This window comes from Kribbella monticola (genome assembly GCF_003261635.1).
Lineage (GTDB): Bacteria > Actinomycetota > Actinomycetes > Propionibacteriales > Kribbellaceae > Kribbella > Kribbella monticola.
This window is the reverse complement of sequence record NZ_QFXK01000091.1, coordinates 29,974-48,370: the sequence shown is the minus strand read 5'-3', so window position 1 is coordinate 48,370 and position 18,397 is coordinate 29,974. Positions and strand designations below refer to the sequence as shown.

21 protein-coding genes are annotated in these 18,397 nt (G+C 67.7%); 11 read left to right on the top strand and 10 right to left on the bottom strand.

Going from position 1 to position 18,397, the window contains the following annotated elements:
• Positions 1-78: 78 nt before the first annotated feature.
• Genes DIZ26_RS35780 through DIZ26_RS35770 form a run of 3 tightly spaced genes read left to right on the top strand, consistent with a single transcriptional unit; the run spans position 79 to position 2,156 of the window.
• Positions 79-297 carry a hypothetical protein gene (locus DIZ26_RS35780; protein WP_198676469.1) on the top strand — a complete coding sequence of 73 codons (219 nt, stop codon included), beginning with the start codon at positions 79-81 and terminating at the stop codon, positions 295-297.
• A gap of 48 nt (positions 298-345) precedes the next feature.
• On the top strand, positions 346-1,497 hold the full coding sequence (locus tag DIZ26_RS35775; RefSeq protein ID WP_112249009.1) for an alpha-hydroxy-acid oxidizing protein: 1,152 nt from the start codon (positions 346-348) through the stop codon (positions 1,495-1,497).
• Entirely contained in the window at positions 1,494-2,156 is a 663-nt protein-coding gene (locus tag DIZ26_RS35770; RefSeq protein ID WP_112249008.1) for an HAD family hydrolase, read from the top strand. The genes DIZ26_RS35775 and DIZ26_RS35770 overlap by 4 nt, the downstream gene beginning before the upstream one ends.
• Before the next feature lie 54 nt (positions 2,157-2,210).
• On the opposite strand, the gene DIZ26_RS35765 is transcribed toward DIZ26_RS35770, so the two are convergent.
• Positions 2,211-2,969: a D-Ala-D-Ala carboxypeptidase family metallohydrolase gene (locus DIZ26_RS35765; RefSeq protein ID WP_232828899.1), complete on the bottom strand. Its 759-nt coding sequence runs from the start codon at positions 2,967-2,969 to the stop codon at positions 2,211-2,213.
• A gap of 126 nt (positions 2,970-3,095) precedes the next feature.
• Here DIZ26_RS35765 and DIZ26_RS35760 point away from each other — a divergent pair, with 126 nt between their 5' ends.
• The 4 genes from DIZ26_RS35760 to DIZ26_RS35745 all read left to right on the top strand — a co-directional run bounded on the left by DIZ26_RS35760 (position 3,096) and on the right by DIZ26_RS35745 (position 5,965).
• A complete protein-coding gene (locus tag DIZ26_RS35760) occupies positions 3,096-3,668 on the top strand; it encodes a SigE family RNA polymerase sigma factor (RefSeq protein ID WP_112249007.1) in 573 nt (190 codons plus the stop codon).
• Entirely contained in the window at positions 3,665-4,321 is a 657-nt protein-coding gene (locus DIZ26_RS35755; RefSeq protein ID WP_112249006.1) for a hypothetical protein, read from the top strand. The genes DIZ26_RS35760 and DIZ26_RS35755 overlap by 4 nt, the downstream gene beginning before the upstream one ends.
• Before the next feature lie 88 nt (positions 4,322-4,409).
• Complete coding sequence (locus DIZ26_RS35750; protein WP_112249096.1) at positions 4,410-4,901, top strand: SigE family RNA polymerase sigma factor; 492 nt, start codon at positions 4,410-4,412, stop codon at positions 4,899-4,901.
• Positions 4,898-5,965 carry a hypothetical protein gene (locus tag DIZ26_RS35745; RefSeq protein WP_112249005.1) on the top strand — a complete coding sequence of 356 codons (1,068 nt, stop codon included), beginning with the start codon at positions 4,898-4,900 and terminating at the stop codon, positions 5,963-5,965. The genes DIZ26_RS35750 and DIZ26_RS35745 overlap by 4 nt, the downstream gene beginning before the upstream one ends.
• A gap of 15 nt (positions 5,966-5,980) precedes the next feature.
• Here the strand turns inward: DIZ26_RS35745 and DIZ26_RS35740 are convergent, their stop codons facing one another.
• The gene (locus DIZ26_RS35740; RefSeq protein WP_112249004.1) at positions 5,981-7,018 is read right to left on the bottom strand and encodes a TRM11 family SAM-dependent methyltransferase; all 1,038 of its coding nucleotides are present in this window, start codon (positions 7,016-7,018) and stop codon (positions 5,981-5,983) included.
• Positions 7,019-7,083: 65 nt separating this feature from the next.
• Positions 7,084-7,836 carry a sugar phosphate isomerase/epimerase family protein gene (locus DIZ26_RS35735; RefSeq protein WP_112249003.1) on the bottom strand — a complete coding sequence of 251 codons (753 nt, stop codon included), beginning with the start codon at positions 7,834-7,836 and terminating at the stop codon, positions 7,084-7,086.
• Positions 7,837-7,944: 108 nt separating this feature from the next.
• On the opposite strand from DIZ26_RS35735, the gene rarD reads away from it, so the two are divergent.
• The 4 genes from rarD to DIZ26_RS35715 all read left to right on the top strand — a co-directional run bounded on the left by rarD (position 7,945) and on the right by DIZ26_RS35715 (position 10,669).
• Positions 7,945-8,853 carry an EamA family transporter RarD gene (gene rarD, locus DIZ26_RS35730; protein WP_112249002.1) on the top strand — a complete coding sequence of 303 codons (909 nt, stop codon included), beginning with the start codon at positions 7,945-7,947 and terminating at the stop codon, positions 8,851-8,853.
• A gap of 91 nt (positions 8,854-8,944) precedes the next feature.
• On the top strand, positions 8,945-9,427 hold the full coding sequence (locus DIZ26_RS35725; protein ID WP_112249001.1) for an RrF2 family transcriptional regulator: 483 nt from the start codon (positions 8,945-8,947) through the stop codon (positions 9,425-9,427).
• 76 nt (positions 9,428-9,503) lie between these two features.
• Entirely contained in the window at positions 9,504-9,959 is a 456-nt protein-coding gene (locus tag DIZ26_RS35720) for a cupin domain-containing protein (protein ID WP_112249000.1), read from the top strand.
• Positions 9,960-10,063: 104 nt separating this feature from the next.
• Positions 10,064-10,669 (top strand): AAA family ATPase, encoded by a 606-nt coding sequence (locus DIZ26_RS35715; protein ID WP_112248999.1) that lies wholly within the window; start codon positions 10,064-10,066, stop codon positions 10,667-10,669.
• A 25-nt stretch (positions 10,670-10,694) separates the two neighbouring features.
• Here the strand turns inward: DIZ26_RS35715 and DIZ26_RS35710 are convergent, their stop codons facing one another.
• From DIZ26_RS35710 to nuoI, 7 genes are read right to left on the bottom strand one after another with little or no spacing between them, the layout of a single operon-like run.
• On the bottom strand, positions 10,695-11,687 hold the full coding sequence (locus DIZ26_RS35710) for a polyprenyl synthetase family protein (RefSeq protein WP_112249095.1): 993 nt from the start codon (positions 11,685-11,687) through the stop codon (positions 10,695-10,697).
• Between the two features lie 20 nt (positions 11,688-11,707).
• A complete protein-coding gene (nuoN, locus tag DIZ26_RS35705; RefSeq protein ID WP_112249094.1) occupies positions 11,708-13,303 on the bottom strand; it encodes an NADH-quinone oxidoreductase subunit NuoN in 1,596 nt (531 codons plus the stop codon).
• Positions 13,304-13,314: 11 nt separating this feature from the next.
• Positions 13,315-14,838 carry an NADH-quinone oxidoreductase subunit M gene (locus DIZ26_RS35700; protein WP_112248998.1) on the bottom strand — a complete coding sequence of 508 codons (1,524 nt, stop codon included), beginning with the start codon at positions 14,836-14,838 and terminating at the stop codon, positions 13,315-13,317.
• A complete protein-coding gene (gene nuoL / locus DIZ26_RS35695) occupies positions 14,835-16,706 on the bottom strand; it encodes an NADH-quinone oxidoreductase subunit L (RefSeq protein WP_112248997.1) in 1,872 nt (623 codons plus the stop codon). Before nuoL ends, DIZ26_RS35700 begins: the two co-directional genes overlap by 4 nt.
• A gap of 11 nt (positions 16,707-16,717) precedes the next feature.
• A complete protein-coding gene (gene nuoK / locus DIZ26_RS35690; RefSeq protein ID WP_112248996.1) occupies positions 16,718-17,017 on the bottom strand; it encodes an NADH-quinone oxidoreductase subunit NuoK in 300 nt (99 codons plus the stop codon).
• Positions 17,014-17,859 carry an NADH-quinone oxidoreductase subunit J gene (locus DIZ26_RS35685; protein WP_112248995.1) on the bottom strand — a complete coding sequence of 282 codons (846 nt, stop codon included), beginning with the start codon at positions 17,857-17,859 and terminating at the stop codon, positions 17,014-17,016. The genes nuoK and DIZ26_RS35685 overlap by 4 nt, the downstream gene beginning before the upstream one ends.
• Positions 17,859-18,377 (bottom strand): NADH-quinone oxidoreductase subunit NuoI, encoded by a 519-nt coding sequence (gene nuoI / locus DIZ26_RS35680; RefSeq protein ID WP_232828917.1) that lies wholly within the window; start codon positions 18,375-18,377, stop codon positions 17,859-17,861. Before nuoI ends, DIZ26_RS35685 begins: the two co-directional genes overlap by 1 nt.
• Positions 18,378-18,397: the final 20 nt, after the last annotated feature.

Genomic DNA, 18,397 nt, shown 5'->3' with positions numbered 1-18,397 from the left:
ACGCAGGGATCACGACGAGAGCGCCCCGAGAGCGCCCTGACCGAGGCTGATCGCACCACTCGAGGAGAGGACGCACCGATGGAGCAACCCCGTCCCCTGGCGGCCACCGTCCTGACCATGACGGCGCTCACCCTGATCGCCCTGCAGCTCACCGGCGAGGCCGCGCTCGCCGCCGCGTCCTCCGACAGCACGGATCCGGCTTCGGACCCGGCGGACGACCAGGGCGCCGATCACCGGCAGGTCAGCGTGCGGACGACCAGGATCACCGCGCGTTCGCCCCGCCACCTCTTCTACTGATCCCCCTCGAGGATTGGGGCCGGCGGGGATCCGTGAAAACATCCCGGCATGGCCAACTACGGCGATCACCAGTTGAGCATCTACGTGCAGGGGATGTTCCAGAACACCAGGCCGGAGATCACCACCGACCTGTCCCGGCTGGAGTCCCAGGCGGCGGCGAACCTCTCGGCCGAGGCGATGGGCTACATCGTCCCGAGCGCGGGCAGCGGTTCGACGACCCGCGCCAATCTGGCCGCCTTCGACCGGTGGCGGCTGATCCCACGGATGCTTCGCGGCAGCACCGAGCGGGACCTGTCCTGCACGATCCTCGGCACCAAGATGCCCGCGCCGGTGGTGATCGCGCCCATCGGCGTACAGACGCTCGCGCATCCCGACGGCGAACTGGCAACAGCAAGAGCAGCCAGTGCACTCGGGCTGACCTACACGCACTCGACGCAGGCCAGCCACTCGTTCGAGCAGATCGACGCGGCCAGCAAGTGGTACCAGCTGTACTGGCCGACCGACAAGGACGTCTGCCTCAGCTTCCTGCAGCGGGCGAAGACCAGTGGGTACTCCGTTCTGCTGCTCACCCTCGACACCGGCACGATCGGCTGGCGGCCCGCTGACCTGGATCGCGGCTTCCTGCCGTTCCTCAAGGGCGAGGGACTGGCGAACTACTTCAGCGATCCCGCGTTCCAGGCGAAGCTGGCCAAGCCGATCGCCGAAGACCCGACCGCTGCGGTCATGCACTGGGCGCAGATGTTCCCCAACGTCGGGCTGGGCTGGGACGAACTGTCCTTCCTCCGCGACAACTGGGACGGCCCGATCGTGCTCAAGGGCATCACCTCGGTCGACGACGCCAAGCTCGCGGCCGAGCACGGCGTCGACGGCATCGTGGTGTCGAACCACGGCGGCCGCCAGGTCGACGGGGCGATCGCCGCACTCGACGCGCTGCCCGCGATCGCGGACTCGGTCGGCGAGCAGATCACCGTGCTCTTCGACTCCGGTGTGCGGACCGGCTCCGACGCCGCGAAGGCGCTTGCCCTTGGCGCAAAGGCGATCCTCCTCGGACGGCCCTTCCTGTACGGGCTGGCGCTCGCCGGGCAGGCAGGAGTCGAACACGTACTGCGTTGTCTGCTGGCGGAGCTCGATCTGACGCTGGCCCTGTCGGGGTACGCCAACCACCGCGAGCTGAACCGCGACTCGGTGCGAGCCGCATGAAGGCCGTCCTCTTCGACCTCGACGACACGCTGTTCGACCACACCACGTCGGCCACCAACGCGGTCAACGCCTGGGTGGCGGAACTCGGCCGTACTCCGACCGCCGAGCTGCTCGCACAGTGGTTCGACATCGAGCGCCGCACCTTCGACGCCTGGCTGGCGGGCACGTACTCCCATCAAGGACAGCGCCGGGCCCGGCTGCGCGAGTTCCTGCCGTTGATCGAGCAGGCGGTGCCCGGCACGGACGACGACCTGGACGTCACCTTCGACGGCTACCTCGCCTGGTACCGCCGGAACTGGGCCGCCTTCGACGACGCACGCCCGGCGATGGAAGTTGCCCGAAGCAACGGATGGCGGATCGGCGTACTCACCAACGGCAGTACGCCGCAGCAGAACGCCAAGCTCGAGCACATCGGGCTGGCGGACCTGGTCGACGTGGTCTGTACGTCACAAGGCCTCGGGTACAGCAAGCCCGCCGTCGAGGCGTATCGGCTGACCTGCGACGCGCTCGGGGTGGAACCGGCCGAGACGTTGATGATCGGCGACAACTTCGAACTCGACGTCCTCGGTGCACGAGCCGCGGGGCTGACGGCGGAGCATCTGGATCGCGCCGCCGGGATCACCCTCACCCAGCTGATCCGGAGCGCCGGCACCCCGTAGTACAGGGCACCGGCGCCTCCGCAGTACCGGCGCCCTGCAGTACCGGCGCTTTGCTCAGATGCCGCAGTTGGGCGCGGACCAGGAGTTCGTGGTGCGAATGTCCACGTGGGTGTGGTCGTTGTGATCGGGGTAGCCGGGGCCGAAGATGCCGCCGAAACCGTGGTAGCGCGCTTGTTTCGCCAACGTGCACAGGGAAGGCGATCCGGTCAGGTCGGCGGACCGGCCGTACAGGTGCTGGCTGTTGCTCGCGCCACCGACCGAGTTGTTGCACGGGATACTCCGGAAGCCGCTGCTGACGTTGATCGCCACATCGCCGAGCGCGTGCCGGAGCGCCTCCAACTGCCACATGGTCTGGAGTGCGTTGGCCTTGGTCGCCGCCTCGGACAGCGGCCCACCGTCGTACCCGCTGCCGCCGCAACCGTCGTCAAGCTCGGCGTAGGTGAAGTGGATCGGCGTGCAGTCGTCGTCCTGCAACGCGTAGATCTTGCTGAACGTCGCCGGGCCGGCGATGCCGTCCGCGCCGAGCCCATAGGCGGACTGGAACCGCTGCACCGCCGCCTTGGTCGCCGGCCCGAAAGCGCCGTCGGTAGCGATATGACCGCCGTACGCCGGATAGCCGGCGACCCGGATCTGCAACTGCCGGACGTCTTCGCCGCTGGCGCCTTCGCTCAACGTGCGGTTCCAGGTGTAGCAACCGTCGGCGTGGGCCTTGGTCGCCGTGACGATCGAGGTGGTGATGCTCGTCGCGAGCATCGCCGCGAACAGGGCCAGTACGGCGAGGATCCTGGGGAGTCGTCTGCTGCTGAGCTGCATGGTCAACCTCCGGGGACGCGAGGGGCGGAACGCGTGGTCACCGGTCAGCATCGCGTCATTATCTGCCGCTTGACCAGAGCCCACCGGAAACTTTTCGCCGAATGGACAACCAATTCCCTGCACCGGATGGTCAGCCATGATGTGACCATCGACGACAGCGCGCTTACCCTGCGTGCACGGGGGACGGGGCATCAGGTGACCGCAGCGGAGAGCTTCGACGCCTTCGTGGTGGCCCGATCGCGCACCCTGCTGCGAACCGCCTACCTGCTCACCCAGGACCACGCGCTGGCCGAGGATCTCGTCCAGACGGCCCTCGCGAAGGCCTGGTTCGCCTGGAGCAGGATCGAGGGCGGCGATCCCGAGCCGTACGTCCGCAAGATCATGGTGAACACGTACGCCACCTGGTGGCGGCGCCGCTGGAACGGCGAGCAGCCCACCGACGAACTGCCCGAGCAGGCCCACGAGACCGGCGCCGAGGAGCCCACCGACATCTGGCGGGCCCTCCAGCGGCTCCCCCGCCGGCAGCGCGCGGTCGTCGTACTGCGGTTCTACGAAGACCTCACCGAAGCCGAGACGGCCCGCGTCCTCGGCTGCTCCGCCGGCACGGTCAAGAGCCAGACCAGCAAGGCCTTCGCCAAACTCCGTCTCGACCCGGCCCTGCTCGCGGGCACCCCTGCCGACCAGGAGGTCAGCCGATGAACCTCACCGATCTCCGCGCCGAACTCGACTCCCGCGCCACATCGGCGGACGAACACCCCACCGACCTGGTGGCCGGCACGCGGCGCAAGATCCGGCGGACCAAACAACGCCGCCTTGCCGCTGCCCTCGGCGGCACCGCCGTCGTCGCCCTCCTGACGGCCGGGCTGCTGACGCCCGCCCTGACCTCGACCACACCGGAACCGGCCGACCCGCCACCCGCCGACTACGCCAAGGACGGCATCACCTTCCCCGGTACGGTCGGCGACGACCGGTTGGAGAAGGCCTGGATCGGCAGCCCCGGCGAAGGCCCGCTGACCTTCACCTGGACGCCCACGACGAAGAACGTCGTACTGCGCAGCGCCTGCCGCTCGACCACCTCGAGCCCGAAAGGGATCCGGATCTGGATCAACACCCGACTCGTCGCCGAGCTCGAATGCACCAGCGACACCAACGCCTCCGGCGAGGCGGTCCGGCGGCTGATCCCGACCGACGCGCTCTGGGCCGACACGCCGATCGGCAAACCCGCCCGGGTCAGACTGGCCGTCGTCGACGAACTGAGCCACCGCGAAGGCGACCAGAACGCACAGCTCGCACTCGGCATCTACACCTCACCGACCAACGAACTCCCCGCACCGGCCGGCACGCCGACGTGAGCACTCGCTGTCTGTTTGCCATCGGAGTGATGCAACCTTTTCGGGGGTTTGACCGCTGGTAGGCGGTGTGGAGATCGTGGTGGAAGAGATGAGCGAGGGCGTGGAGTTCGAGGACTTCGTCGTGGCTCGCTATGCCGCGTTGCTGCGGACGGCCTACTTGCTGACCCAGGACCGCGCCCTCGCCGAGGATCTGCTGCAGACGGTGCTGGCGAAATGCTGGCCCGTCTGGCGGCGGATCGACGACCCGGCGCCGTACGTGCACCGAACGCTGGTGAACACCTACACGTCCTGGTGGCGCCGCCGCTGGAACAGCGAGTACCCGACCGCCGACCTACCCCACACCCCCACCACCAATCACCTCGGCGCCGACGACCGCACCGACCTCGGTGAGGCCCTCCGCCGGCTGCCGCGAAAGATGCGCGCCGTCATCGTGCTCCGGTTCTACGAGGACCTGACGGAGGCTGAGGCCGCCCGGATCCTCGGCTGTTCGGTCGGCACGGTGAAGAGCCAGACCAGTCGCGCGCTGGCCAAACTCCGGATCGACCCCGCCCTCCTCGACGCCGCCAGGGAGCAGTCATGAGCCTCAACGACCTGCGGGATCACCTGCACGACCAGGCCACAGAGATCGACCCGACCCAACCGGTCCCGCTGCTCGCCGTACGACGGCGCAGGGCCCAGCTCCGTCGTCGCCGCGCCATAGCCACCGCCGCTGGTTCGGCAGTCGTCGCCGTCATCGCGTTAGTTGCTCTAGGCAACGGCCTTCGAGTCGTCACCGATGCGCCCCCGGCCTCGAGTCCGTCGATGCGACCGACCGAGCCGTCGGACGGCCTGCCGAGCCAGGCGCCCAAGACCTCGGGCAAGGACCACGTCCAGAACGGGATCCGGTACCGCGCCGAGGTCGCCGGTGATGCCCTGCAGGCCGCGACGGTCGGCAAGGTCGGCCAAGGAGCGGCCACTCTGCGCTGGGTTCCAGGCGATCGGCAGGTCGACATCAGGGTGTTCTGCGACCGCCCGATCGCTCGAGGCGAAGATGGCCGGAAGGTTGTCCTGCGCATCGACGGCCGGGTGATCACGACCGAGGACTGCAGTTCCTACCCGGCCACGGACCCCGGGTCGATCGTGACCGCCCGGCTGACCGCGAAGAAGCTGTTCGCAGATCCGACGCGACCTGCGAACATCAGCGCCGAGATCGTCGACCTGAACGGCATACCGTCGGTCTCACCCGATCAGCAGGTCGGCTTCGGCATCTACAGCCGCTCGGACGACCGGCCGATCTTCACCAAGCCGGACGTGTCCTTTCCTGCGCTCATCGAGCACCAGGGACACCTCTATCGCTGGGCCGACAGCATGACCACGGAGTTCGCCAAGTCGCAGGCCCAGCCGGGCGTGAGCCTCCAGACGCCGGCGTTCAAGCCGTTCGTCGTGGTCTTCGGAACGCTCGACGTCCCCGAACTGCACACCTTCGAGATCGCCGGGGTCTCAGGAGGCCAGACCTTCACCGTCGGCCCCGGCGACGGACCGCTGGCCGGCCTGAAGTCGGTCGCGGTCGAAGCCCAAGCCGCCGGCCAGGTCGAGGCCCGCCCGGTCGGCAGCACTCCCACCCGGGGCACCTTGATGATCGGCCTCTACCTACCCGCCGACTGAGCAGAGCAGCCCGGGCTAAGAAGGTCGGCGGGCGATCAGGATGTCGCGGACGATGGCCTGGTCCACGCGGTGGACGAAGTCCTGGTACGGCGGGTCGTCGAGCGGCTCGAGTCCGGCGCCGGCCAGGATCTCGATCGCCGCGTCGCGCTTGGCGACGTTGGTGTTCCAGGCGATGCCGAGTGCGCCGCCTCGGCGCAACAGCCTCGCCCAGACCGGAGCAGCAGCTTTCAGCAGGTCGATCGGGCTGCGGTGCAACCCGCTCTCCGCAGTACGGCTGCCGTGCTGCACGCCGTACGGCGCGTCGGTCACCACCAGGTCGAAGGTGCCAGGCTTGTAGAAGTCCAGGGCCTTGGTGGTGTCGGCGTTGACGTAGCTGAGGTTCAGCTTGTCGCCCGCCTTCCAGTCCTCCTTGGTGAGCCCGAACGACACCTGCAATCGGTGCGCCGCGACCCGGCCGTCGCGCCGGACCCGGATCACCTCGGCCTCGTGCTTGAGCCGCTTGCGCTTGAGCCACGTCTGCACGAAGGTCCCGTACGCCTCGAAGTCCTTGCGATCGACATCGACCCCGGCCGCGTCGAACCCGTACATCAGCGCCTGGTTCATCGTCGTACCGCGTCCGCACAGCGGGTCGATCACCGAGAACTTGCGCTCCAGCAGGTCACCGGCGAAGTCCGACGAGAGCAGCGTGACGTTCAGCAGCAGCTTGGTGAACAGCTCGTTGGTCTTGCCCTGGTACTTCGGGATGGTGATCAGGTCGCTGTCGAGCCGATCGAGCGACTGCAGGTGGACGGGCTCCAGCAGCTTCCCGTCGAAGCGGAACAGCGCGTAGATCGACGACAGGTTGGCCAGCTTGGCCGCGTCGGCCTCGGTCAGGTCGTCGGCCTCGAAGGTGACGTACGGGACGCCGCCGATCGTCGTACGAGCGATGTCGTCGACCGGCGTCTCGAGCGCGGTCCGGCCGAACAGGGCCAGCTCCGCCATCGTCAGCTCGGTGGACGACTCGGCGTACACCCGATTGGTCGACGGAAGAATGAGTAACGCGTACTGAGCCATGTCTCCTGCACATTGCCGGTGAACCCACTGCGGGGACCCGCCATGCTATCGCCCGCGGCCCGGCCTCAGACCCAGGAGTGCAGATCCGCGGCGTCGGTGGTGAGCTGGCTGACCGAGTCGTCGGCGACGAACTCGAGCAGCGCGTTGATCTCGCGCGGCTCGGCGGCGAGCCGGTCGAGGACGGGACGCCACAGCGACTCGCGGGCCGCCAGCGGGAGCCGGTTGTTCGACGGCCACCAGGAGAAGACGTGCACCGTGCTCAACCAGGGCATCAGCGCCTCGAGTTGCTGCAGGCACTCGGCGTCGTCGAGATCCACCGGGGGCTGCCAGTACGTCGTGAGGTTGGGCGCGCCGACGTCCAGCAGCAAGGTGATGGTCGAGTCCACCTCGTCGGTGAGCGTGTTGCGGTGGAACTCCATCGCGATCTCGATCCCGGATCCGGCGGCCACGTCGGCGAGTTCCGCCAGCCCCCGGGTCACCGCCATCCGGTCGCCCACGCCGGCCTCCGCCGTACCGACCGTGCCGGCCCAGACGCGGATCCGCGGCGCGCCGAGCTCGACCGCGGTGGTGACCGCAGTACGGATCTCCTCGCGGTCGACACTGCCTGCCCGCAGGTACGACCCGTACGCCGCGATCGCCAGGCCACGGTCCTCGCAGAGCGCCCGCGCCTTCCGGGCGGCCGGCAGGTCGCCGAGCGGGACGTGCACGTCGCCACCCCACTCGATCGCCGCCAGCCCGGCCTGGTCGGCCACCTCGACGACCTCTTCGACCGCCAACTGCCGGAACGTCACCGAGACCAAACCGGTCCTCACAGCCACGCGAGCCTCCTCGTGTTCACCCCTCTATCCAACCTCATCACGCCAGCCCATCTCACGTCATGAGCAAACTCCTTGGACACCAATGACCGCGGGTCTAGACTCGCGGTCGTGCCCGAACAGCGAAAAGGCCTTGTCTACGGGGTCCTCAGCTATCTGATGTGGGGCCTGTTCCCGCTGTACTGGAAACTGTTCGACCGGTCCGGTGCGGTGGAGGTGCTGGCCCATCGGATCGTCTGGGCCGTGCTCACGATCGCGGTTCTGGTGGTTGCCACGCGCCGGTACGGCCGGGTGCGGGAACTGCTGCGGAATCCACGCAGTCGCTGGGCGTTGATGGTGGCGGCAGTGCTGATCTCGGTCAACTGGGGCGCCTACATCTGGGGCGTCAACCACGGCCGCGTGGTCGAGACGTCGCTCGGCTACTTCATCACGCCGCTGTTCACCGTGCTGCTCGGCGTCGTCATCCTGCACGAACGCCTCCGGGTCGGACAGTGGGTGGCGCTCGGGGTCGCGTTCATCGCAGTGGTCGGGCTGACCATCGAGAACGGCCGGCCGCCGTGGGTCGCGATCGTGCTGACCTTCTCGTTCGGCTTCTACGGGCTGACCAAGAAGCAGGCTGACGCCGGCGCGATCGAGGGAATGGCGATCGAGTCCGCGACCGTCGCCCCGCTGGCCGTGATCACCCTGATCGTGCTGGCGATCCAGGGCAACAGCACGGTCACCCATCACGGACCGGGGTACCTGGCGATCGCCGTACTGGCCGGCCCGGTGACCGCCGTACCGCTACTCCTCTTCGGCTCCGCGGCAACCCGGGTCTCGATGACCACACTGGGCCTGCTCAACTACATCGCCCCGATCATGCAGTTCATCGTCGGCGTCCTCGTCTTCCACGAAGCGATGTCCCCCATGCGCTGGGCCGGCTTCGCCCTCGTCTGGCTGGCGCTGGCCATCTTCACCACCAGCGGCCTAGCAGCCCGCCGCCGCCCAGCCCCGGAACAAGTAACCGCCACAGCGGTCTGACAGCTGTACTAATACAGCGTCTCAGCTGAGAGAACATCGTGTCAGTCAATCGGAGTTGCGGTTCTGATTCTGGATGTGTAATGTCCAGGTTATGAAGATGAACGAGGGCGTGGAGTGGGCGCTGCACAGTTGTGTGAATCTGTGCTTCGTTCCGGGCGAGGCGGTGACCGCGAAGCGGCTCGCTGCGTTCTACGACTTACCGGCCGCCTACCTCAACAAGCAGCTTCAGGCCCTCGCGAAAGCCGGCATCCTCAGCTCTACCTCGGGACCCAAGGGCGGCTTCCAGCTGGCTCGGCGGCCCGACAAGATCAGCTTGCTCGACGTCGTAATCGCGATCGACGGCGCCGACGACGCTTTCAGATGCACCGAGATCCTGCACGCCGGCCCGGGCGCCAACCCGAAGGCCGATTACCGCAAGACCTGCCTGGTCTCGCAGGCCATGCGCAAGGCCGAGCTCACCTACCGGCGCGAACTGGCGAGCCAGACCGTCGCCGACATCGTCGCCCAGGTCGAGTCGGCCTACCCCGACAGCGCCGACAACACCCGCCACTGGTTCGCCAACCTCAAGTCCTGAGCCCGACGGGCATTCCCGCCGATCTCACCATGCGGTAATTCTGGATATTTGCCATCCACAACAAGAGGAGAAAGCCATGACCGTTCTCGTCCGCTCGACCGACGCCGAGGTACTCGAAGCCAGCGGCGTCACCCTGCTCGCCGACACCCCGGCCACGAGCGGCCACCTCACCAGCCACCGCTCGATCTTCAAGCCGGGCAAGGAAGGAGCTCCCCCGCACCTGCACAAGGAGGCCTCCGAAATGTTCTTCGTTCTCAACGGCAGTCTCCGCGTTCTCACCGGCGATGACCTGATCACACTGGGGCAAGGCGACTTCCTCGTAGTACCGCCGAACACCGCACACGCCTTCGAAGCAGCCGGTACTACGGACGCCGAGGTGCTCTTCGTTCTCACGCACGCCAAGCCGCGCTTCGACTACTACCGCCTACTCGAAGGCGTGTACCGCGGCGAGACCGACCCGGCCGAACTCGCCGCGACCAGCGACCTCTACGACAACCACTACGTCAACAGCCCTGCCTGGACCGGCCGCTAGTCCTCAGCCGATTCTCATCGAGTTCTTAGCGCTCTGAGCCCTGATCACGGAACGCCTCCCATCACCCCTCCCGTTGTTCGGGGAAAGGCCGATGGGAGGCTCCCGTGACTGTTCTGCTCATGCCACCGAGTGCCCGCCAAGACCTGGGCACCACCGAACTCCACTACCCCGAAAACTCGATCGTCGTCGTCGCCGGCATCCCCGGCGCCGGCAAAAGCACCTTGCTCAGAAGGCTTTTCCGCGATCCAGGCACCGTACGTGTCCTCGACTCCGAACACCTCCGGGATCGCTGGATGCCACTACTCCGCCCCATCCCGTACGCCGTCTGGCGCCCACTTCTGCACCTGACCCACTACCTGCGCGTACTACGAGCCATCCGCTCCGACGGTGCGCTCGTCATCCACGACTGCGCAACCCGCCCGCTGGCAAGGCATCTGATCGGCCGAGCCGCCCAGCGCGCCAACCGTCCACTCCACCTGATCATGCTCGACGTCCCAGGGGACGTCGCCCGACTCGGCCAGCAGGCCCGCTCCCGCGTCGTCCGACAAGCAAGCATGACCACCCACACCCGCCGCTGGCCGGTGCTACGAGACCTGGCCGCCACCGACCCCGCTCAAGCGATTCCGGGCGCGGCCACGGCGCTGACCCTCAACCGCGACGAGGCGAACCGGGTCACCGGCATTCGATTCGCTGCTCAGGACTGGCGGTAGGGGAGACAGCGTCGGCGTACGAGCTTCAGACCGAGCGGGTGACGACCATGTCGCAGAGGGACTCGAGTGCCGCGCGGGCCGGGCCTACGGGGAGGTCCTCGAGGAGTTTGCGGGCATCGTCGGCTCGGCGGCGTACGTCGTCTTCGGCCTGGCGGAGCGACGGGTGCTCACGCAGTACGGCGAGGGTCTCGGCGAGTCGGGCGTCGTCGGTGAGGTCCGAGTCGAGCAGCTCGAGCAGCCGGGCGTCGGCCGGGTCCGTGGGGTCGGCCTGGGCGCGGAAGATGAGGACCGGCAGCGTGGGTACGCCTTCGCGCAGGTCCGTGCCCGGAGTTTTGCCGGACTGGCCCGATTCCGAGGTGACGTCGAGGATGTCGTCGGCGAGCTGGAAAGCCGCGCCGATCTCTTCACCGAAAGCGCGCAGCGTCTCCTGGATCTCCTCAGAAGCACCTGCGAACCGAGCACCGAAGAGCGCCGAAGTAGCGATCAGCGAGCCGGTCTTGTCCGCGACCACCGACAGGTAGTGCGCGAGCGGGTCCTGACCCTCGGTCACTCCAAGGGTCTCGCGAATCTGCCCCTCGACCAGCCGGCCGAAGGTTCGCGCCTGGATGCGGACCGCTTCCGGCCCGAGCGAAGCGACCAGGTCGGAGGCCCGGGCAAACAGCCAGTCCCCCGTGAGAATCGCGACCGAGTTGTCCCAGCGCGCGTTCGCGGTGGACGCGCCCCGGCGCAGCGCAGCCTCGTCCATCACGTCGTCGTGGTACAGGGTCGCCACGTGCGTGAGCTCGACGACAACAGCCGAGTCCACGACCTCCGAGGAAGCCGGCGACGGACCGAACTCAGCGGCCAGCAGCACCAGCAACGGGCGGAACCGCTTGCCGCCCGCGGCCATCACGTGCTGGGCTGCCTCCGTCACGAAGGCAGCCTCGGACTGGGAGGAGTCGCGGAGCGCGCGCTCGACGGCCTCCAGCCCAGCACGAACCCGGGATTCGAGCGCCGCGTCGACGAACTCGAACCCCAGGCTCTCAGCAGGCGATGTGCTCACCGGATGAACTCACCCGCGCGCGAAGCCAGGTCGAGCACCGGCCCGGGCACCAGGCCCAGTACGACGGTTGCCGCGAGCCCCAAAGCGACAGCGGTGGTGGTCTGCCAGCCGGGCAGCGCCACGTCGGGGCTGTCGGCCGGCAGGTCCGAGAAGAACATCAGCACGATCACGCGGACGTAGAAGAACGCCGCGACCAGGCTGCAGAGCACCGCGACGACGACCAGCGGCCAAGCGCCACCGGTCCAGGCTGCGGTGAACACGGCCCACTTGCCGGTGAACCCTGCGGTCAGCGGGATACCCGCGAAGCCCAGCAGGAAGAAGGCGAAGATGCCCGCCAGCAGCGGCGACTTCTTGCCCAGGCCGGCCCAGCGCGACAGGTGAGTCGCCTCGCCGCCCGCGTCGCGGACCAGGGTCACCAGCGCGAAGGCGCCGATGGTCGGGAAGCCGTAGCAGACCAGGTAGAACAGCACCGCCTGCGTGGAGGTGATCCCACTCGTCACGCCCGAGCCGCTCTGCGCCAGGCCGACGAAAGCGGTCAGCAGGAAGCCCGCGTGCGCGATCGAGGAGTAGGCGAGCATCCGCTTCACGTCGGTCTGGGTGATCGCGACGATCGAGCCGACCACCATGGTGAGGATCGCGACGACCCACATCATCGGCGCCCAGTCCCAGCGGGTTCCACCGAGTGCGACGTAGAAGACCCGCATCAGCCCGATGAACGCGGCGATCTTGGTGCAGGCCGCCATGAAGCCGGTGATCGGCGTCGGGGCGCCCTGGTAGACGTCCGGCGTCCACGAGTGGAACGGGACCGCGCCGACCTTGAACAGCAGTCCGACCCCGATCAGGCCGGTACCGGCGAGCAGGATCGCGTCGCCGCCGGTCTTGGTGGCCAGCGCGTCGGCGATACCGGGCAGCGACATCGTTCCGGCGTACCCGTAGAGCAGGGCGATGCCGTAGAGCAGGAAGGCCGAGGCGAAGGCGCCGAGCAGGAAGTACTTCATCGCGGCTTCCTGCGAGATCAGCCGGCGACGGCGCGCCAGCCCGCAGAGCAGGTAGAGCGGCAGCGAGAAGACCTCGAGCGCGACGAACAGCACCAGCAGGTCGTTCGCCGAGGCGAACAGCATCATGCCGCCGACCGCGAACAGCGTCAGCGGGAAGATCTCGCTGTGCTCGACCTTGGCAGCGGTGCCCTCCCGCTCGGCCTCACTACCCGGTACTGCGGCAGCCTGGCCGGCGAAGGCGGACAGGCCACCGTCGATCGAGCGCTCGGCGAACAGCAGCACGCTGATCAGCGTCAGCGCGAGCAGGATGATCCAGGTGAACAGCGCCGGGCCGTCCACCGAAATGGCACCCTGCGCGGCGACCAGGGACTTCTTGTCGTGCATCAGGATCCCGGTCAGTACGCCGGCCGCGAGCAGCGCGACGATCGCGAGCGCGACCTGGACCAGGTGTCGGTAGGCCCGCGGCAGGAACGCCTCCGCGACGACGCCGACACACGCCGCACCGAACACGACGAGCAGCGGAGCCAACTCGTTGTACTCGATCTTCGGCTTGACGAAGTCCGCCAGCGGCAACGCCTGCGCTACCAGCGGCATGAGTACTGCACTCACTTCTGTCCCTCCGTCACGGGAACCTGCGGGGCCTTGTCGGTGACGCCCATCTGCTGCATCGTCGACTCGACCGCCGGCTTGATGATGTCGACCACCGGCTTGGGGTAGACGCCGAAGCCGATGATCAGCACCACCAGCGGCGCGATCGCGAACACCTCGCGGTAGTTCAGGTCCTTGAGCTTCTCGATGCCGTCCCGGACCGGACCGGTCATCAGGCGTTGGTACATGATCAGGATGTAGAGCGCGGCCAGCACGATGCCGAGGACCGCGATCACCGCGATCACCTTGTGCTTGCTGAACGTTCCGGCCAGCACCATGAACTCGGAGATGAACGGCGACAGCCCCGGCAGCGCCAGGCTGGACAGCCCGGCGAACAGGAACGTACCGGCCAGCACCGGAGCCACCTTCTCGACACCGCCGTAGTCGGCGATCCGGGCCGATCCGCGCCGCGAGATCAGGTAGCCGGCCACCAGGAACAGGGCCGCGGTGGAGAGACCGTGGTTGAACATGTACAGCGTCGATCCGGTCAGGCCCTGCGAGGTGAGCGCGAAGATGCCCATCACGATGAAGCCGAAGTGCGAGATCGAGGTGTACGCGATCAGCCGCTTGATGTCGGTCTGCCCGATCGCCACCAACGCGCCGTACAGCACGCTGATCAGGGCGAGCACCAGGACCACCGGGGTGGCCCACTTCGAGGCTTCCGGGAACAGGCCCAGGCAGAACCGGATCATCCCGAAGGTGCCGATCTTGTCCAGGATGCCGACCAGCAGCACCGACGTACCCGGCGTCGCCTCGGCGGCGGCGTCCGGCAGCCAGGTGTGGAAGGGCACCATCGGCGCCTTCACCGCGAAGGCGAAGAAGAAGCCGAGGAACAGCCAGCGCTCGGTGTTCTGGCTCATGTCCACCTTGACCAGGTCGGCCAGCAGGTACGACGGGTCGCCGTGCTTGGCCGAGACGACGTACAGGCCGACCACGGAGGCCAGCATCAGCAGCCCGCCGAGCAGCGAGTAGAGCAGGAACTTCACCGCGGCGTACGAGCGCTGGGCGCCGCCGAAGCCACCGATCAGGAAGTACATCGGGATCAGCGTGGCCTCGAACAGCACGTAGAACAGGAACACGTCGGTGGCGGCGAACACGCCGATCGACAGCATCTCCAGGCCGAGCACCCAGGCGAAGAAGGACTTCTCGCTCCAGCGACCGGTCTTCGCGTCGTTCCAGGAGGCGAGCAGCACGATCGGGGTGAGCAGCGCGGTGAGCACCACCAGCACGATCCCGACGCCGTCCAGGCCGAGCGCGTAGTGCGCGCCGAACGCCTTGATCCAGGTGACGTCCTCGGCGTAGTCGGCCGGGCCGTTGCGGTGGTAGCCGATCGCGATCACGATCGTCAGCACCAGCGTCGCCAGTGCGAAGCCGAGCGCGACCTGCTTGGCCAGCAGGGCCTTCGACTTCGGCACGGCCATCGTGGCCAGGGCTCCCACGAACGGCAGGAGCAGTGTCAGGGTCAGCCAACCGATGTTCACGACAACCTCACCGCGAGGAGGGCGACGACCACGAATGCGGCGCCGAAGACCATGCTGAGTGCGTAGGAACGGACGAAGCCCGTCTGGAACCGGCGCAGCCGGCCGGACAGTCCACCGAAGAGCGCGGCCAGGCCGTTGACCAGGCCGTCCACGCCCCGGTTGTCGAGCCAGACCAGCGTCCGGGTGAGGTACTGACCCGGGCGCATCAGGACTGCCTCGTTCAGCGCGTCGCCGAAGAGGTCACGGCGGGCGAAGGTGGTGACCGGCGAGACCCGGACAGGCGCCTCGCGCGGGATGTCGCGGCGGTACAGCAGCACCGCGATGACGATGCCGACGGCAACGACCGCGAGGGTGATCAGCGTCATCACCAGCGCGCTGACCGGAGCGTGGTCCTCCTCGTGGCCGACGACCGGCTCCAGCCAGTCGACGATCCAGTGACCCGCGAAGTACAGCGCACCGCCACCGAGCGACAGGGCCGCCAGGATCATCAGCGGGACCGTCATCACGGCCGGCGACTCGTGCGGGTGCACGTCCTTCTCCCAGCGCTTCTCGCCGAAGAACGTCATCAGCATCACCCGCGTCATGTAGAACGCGGTGATGCCGGCGCCGAGCAGCGCGCACAGACCGATCACGATGTTGTCCGCGAACGCGGCCTCGATGATCTTGTCCTTGCTGAAGAAGCCGGCGAACGGCGGGATACCGAGGATCGCCAGGTAGCCGAAGGCGAAGGTGACGAAGGTGACCTTCATGTACTTCGCCAGGCCGCCGTAGTGGCGCATGTTCACGTCGTCGTTCATGCCGTGCATCACCGAGCCGGCACCGAGGAACATGTTGGCCTTGAAGAAGCCGTGCGTGAGCAGGTGGAAGATCGCGAACACGTACCCGACCGGGCCGAGGCCGGCGGCGAGCATCATGTAGCCGATCTGGCTCATCGTCGAACCGGCCAGCGCCTTCTTGATGTCGTCCTTGGCGCAACCGATGATCGCACCGGCGAGCGCGGTGACCGTACCGACGATCACCACCGCGGTGGAGGCCGACTCGGTGACCGCGTAGATCGCGTGCGAGCGGACCACCAGGTACACGCCCGCGGTGACCATGGTCGCCGCGTGGATCAGGGCCGAGACCGGGGTCGGGCCCTCCATCGCGTCGAGCAGCCAGGACTGCAGTGGCACCTGCGCGGACTTACCGCAGGCCGCCAGCAGCAGCATCAGGCCGAGCAGCGTCGCCCACGTCTTCGACATCCCCTGGGCGCCGGCGTTGACGCTGGCGAAGGCCGAGGAGCCGAACAGCGCCCACATGCTCATCACCGCGAGCGACAGGCCGATGTCACCGACGCGGTTCACAACGAACGCCTTCTTCGCGGCGGTCGCGGCCGAGTGCTTGTGCTGCCAGAACCCGATCAGCAGGTACGACGCCAGGCCGACGCCTTCCCAGCCGACGAAGACCAGCAGGTAGTCCGCGGCCAGCACCAGCAGCAGCATCGAGGCGATGAACAGGTTCAGGTACCCGAAGAAGCGGCGCCGCCGCGGGTCGTGCGACATGTAGCCGATCGAGTAGATGTGGATCAGCGATCCGACACCGGTGATCAGCAGCACGAAGAGGATGGACAGCTGGTCGACCAGCAGCGTCACATCCACCTTGATGCTGCCGACGGAGAACCACTCGAACAGCCGGACCGTCTCGGACCGCTCCTCGCCGGACTTGCCCTGCATCTGGAAGAACAGCAGGACCCCGCAGACGAAGGACGCCAGCGACGCCGCGGTCCCCAGCAGGTGACCCCAGCCGTTGGTGGCCTTGCCACCAATCAGCAGGATCGCCGCGGAGACCGCCGGAATCGCGACCAGCAGCCACGTCAGCTCATGACTCATCGGTGATTACCTCAGTACTTGAGCAGGTTGGCGTCGTCGACCGAGGCCGAGCGACGGGTGCGGAAGATGGCCATGATGATCGCCAGCCCGATCACGACCTCGGCCGCCGCCACCACCATCACGAAGAAGGCGGCGATCTGGCCGTCGAGGTTGCCGTGCTGGCGGGCGAAGCTGACGAACGCGAGGTTGGTCGCGTTCAGCATCAGCTCGACACACATGAAGACGACGATCGCGTTCCGGCGTACCAGCACGCCGAGCGCGCCGATACTGAACAACATCGCCGAGAGCACGATGTACGGCTCTGTCTTCACAGCTTGTCTCCTTCGCCGAATCCGGTCAGGTCCGTGCCGGTGGGCTCGGCCGGGACCTCGTCGCCCGCGTCGCCGTCGGCGATCCTGCGGACCGTCTCGAGCTCCTCGCGCTCCTCCGTCTCGGGGAACACCGTGCCACGCGCCTGCAGTACTCGCGAAACCGAGGTCGGTGCGATCGACCCGTCCGGCAGCAGCGCCGGGGTGTCGACGGCATTGTGCCGGGCCAGTACGCCGGGGGTCGGCAGCGGGCCGGGGTGGACGCCGAGTTCGGCGTACTTGCGGATCCGCTCCTCGGCGTGGTCGCGCTGGGTCAGCTTCTTGGTCAGCCGCTCGCGGTGCGCCAGCATCATCGCGCCGAGCGCCGCCGTGATCAGCAGCGCCGAGGTGACCTCGAAGGCGAACACGTACTTGCCGAACAGCAGTTGCGCGATGCCCTTCGGGTTGCCGTCGGGCTGGGCGTTGCCGAGCCCGACCGGGTCACCGTAGTACGAGTTGCCGGTGGCGAAGATCAGCAGCACCGCGATGCCGAGGAAGCCGATGCCGGCCCACAGCCGCTGGCCCTTGATCGTCTCGACCAGCGAGTCCGAGGCGTCGACGCCGACCAGCATCAGCACGAACAGGAACAGCATCAGGATCGCGCCGGTGTAGACGATGATCTGCACGGCGAACAGGAACGGTGCGTCCTGGGCGGCGTACTGGACGGCGAGGCAGATCATCACCGTTGCCAGCAGCAACGCCGAGTGCACCGCCTTGCGGACCAGGATCATCGCGATCGCGGCCAGCACCATGATCGGCGCCAGCATCCAGAAGGCGACCTGGCCGCCGGTGACGAGGGGAACCATCACTGGTCGGCACCACCCTTGAGCGAGCTCTCCGGGTGGACCGAGGCGCTCTGCGGTACGACGGCCGAACCGGTCAGGCCGAGGTAGTAGTCGGTCTGGGACTTGCCCAGCTGCATCTCGTGCGGCGGCTCCTCCATCCCCGGCAGGAGCGGCGCGAGCAGGTCCTTCTTCTCGTAGATGAGGGACTCGCGGGTGCGGTCGGCCAGCTCGTACTCGTTCGTCATCGTCAGCGCCCGGGTCGGGCAGGCCTCGATGCAGAGTCCGCAGAGGATGCAGCGCAGGTAGTTGATCTGGTACACCCGGCCGTACCGCTCGCCGGGCGACATCCGGCCGCCTTCGGTGTTGTCGGCGCCCTCGACGTAGATGGCGTCCGCGGGGCAGGCCCACGCGCACAGCTCACAGCCGATGCACTTCTCCAGCCCGTCGGGCCAGCGGTTCAGCTGGTGCCTGCCGTGGAACCGCGGCGCGGTCGGCTTCTTGTCGAACGGGTACTGCTCGGTGAACACCTTGCGGAACATCGTCCGGAAGGTGACGCCGA

Excerpts from the sequence above, each read along its gene's own strand:
- DIZ26_RS35780 (WP_198676469.1), top strand. The coding sequence starts at position 79 with ATGGAGCAACCCCGTCCCCTGGCGGCCACCGTCCTGACCATGACGGCG.
- DIZ26_RS35775 (WP_112249009.1), top strand. The coding sequence starts at position 346 with ATGGCCAACTACGGCGATCACCAGTTGAGCATCTACGTGCAGGGGATG.
- DIZ26_RS35770 (WP_112249008.1), top strand. The coding sequence starts at position 1,494 with ATGAAGGCCGTCCTCTTCGACCTCGACGACACGCTGTTCGACCACACC.
- DIZ26_RS35765 (WP_232828899.1), bottom strand. The coding sequence starts at position 2,969 with ATGCAGCTCAGCAGCAGACGACTCCCCAGGATCCTCGCCGTACTGGCC.
- DIZ26_RS35760 (WP_112249007.1), top strand. The coding sequence starts at position 3,096 with ATGGTCAGCCATGATGTGACCATCGACGACAGCGCGCTTACCCTGCGT.
- DIZ26_RS35755 (WP_112249006.1), top strand. The coding sequence starts at position 3,665 with ATGAACCTCACCGATCTCCGCGCCGAACTCGACTCCCGCGCCACATCG.
- DIZ26_RS35750 (WP_112249096.1), top strand. The coding sequence starts at position 4,410 with ATGAGCGAGGGCGTGGAGTTCGAGGACTTCGTCGTGGCTCGCTATGCC.
- DIZ26_RS35745 (WP_112249005.1), top strand. The coding sequence starts at position 4,898 with ATGAGCCTCAACGACCTGCGGGATCACCTGCACGACCAGGCCACAGAG.
- DIZ26_RS35740 (WP_112249004.1), bottom strand. The coding sequence starts at position 7,018 with ATGGCTCAGTACGCGTTACTCATTCTTCCGTCGACCAATCGGGTGTAC.
- DIZ26_RS35725 (WP_112249001.1), top strand. The coding sequence starts at position 8,945 with ATGAAGATGAACGAGGGCGTGGAGTGGGCGCTGCACAGTTGTGTGAAT.
- DIZ26_RS35720 (WP_112249000.1), top strand. The coding sequence starts at position 9,504 with ATGACCGTTCTCGTCCGCTCGACCGACGCCGAGGTACTCGAAGCCAGC.
- nuoN (WP_112249094.1), bottom strand. The coding sequence starts at position 13,303 with ATGCCGCTGGTAGCGCAGGCGTTGCCGCTGGCGGACTTCGTCAAGCCG.
- nuoL (WP_112248997.1), bottom strand. The coding sequence starts at position 16,706 with ATGAGTCATGAGCTGACGTGGCTGCTGGTCGCGATTCCGGCGGTCTCC.
- DIZ26_RS35685 (WP_112248995.1), bottom strand. The coding sequence starts at position 17,859 with ATGGTTCCCCTCGTCACCGGCGGCCAGGTCGCCTTCTGGATGCTGGCG.
- nuoI (WP_232828917.1), bottom strand. The coding sequence starts at position 18,377 with ATGTTCCGCAAGGTGTTCACCGAGCAGTACCCGTTCGACAAGAAGCCG.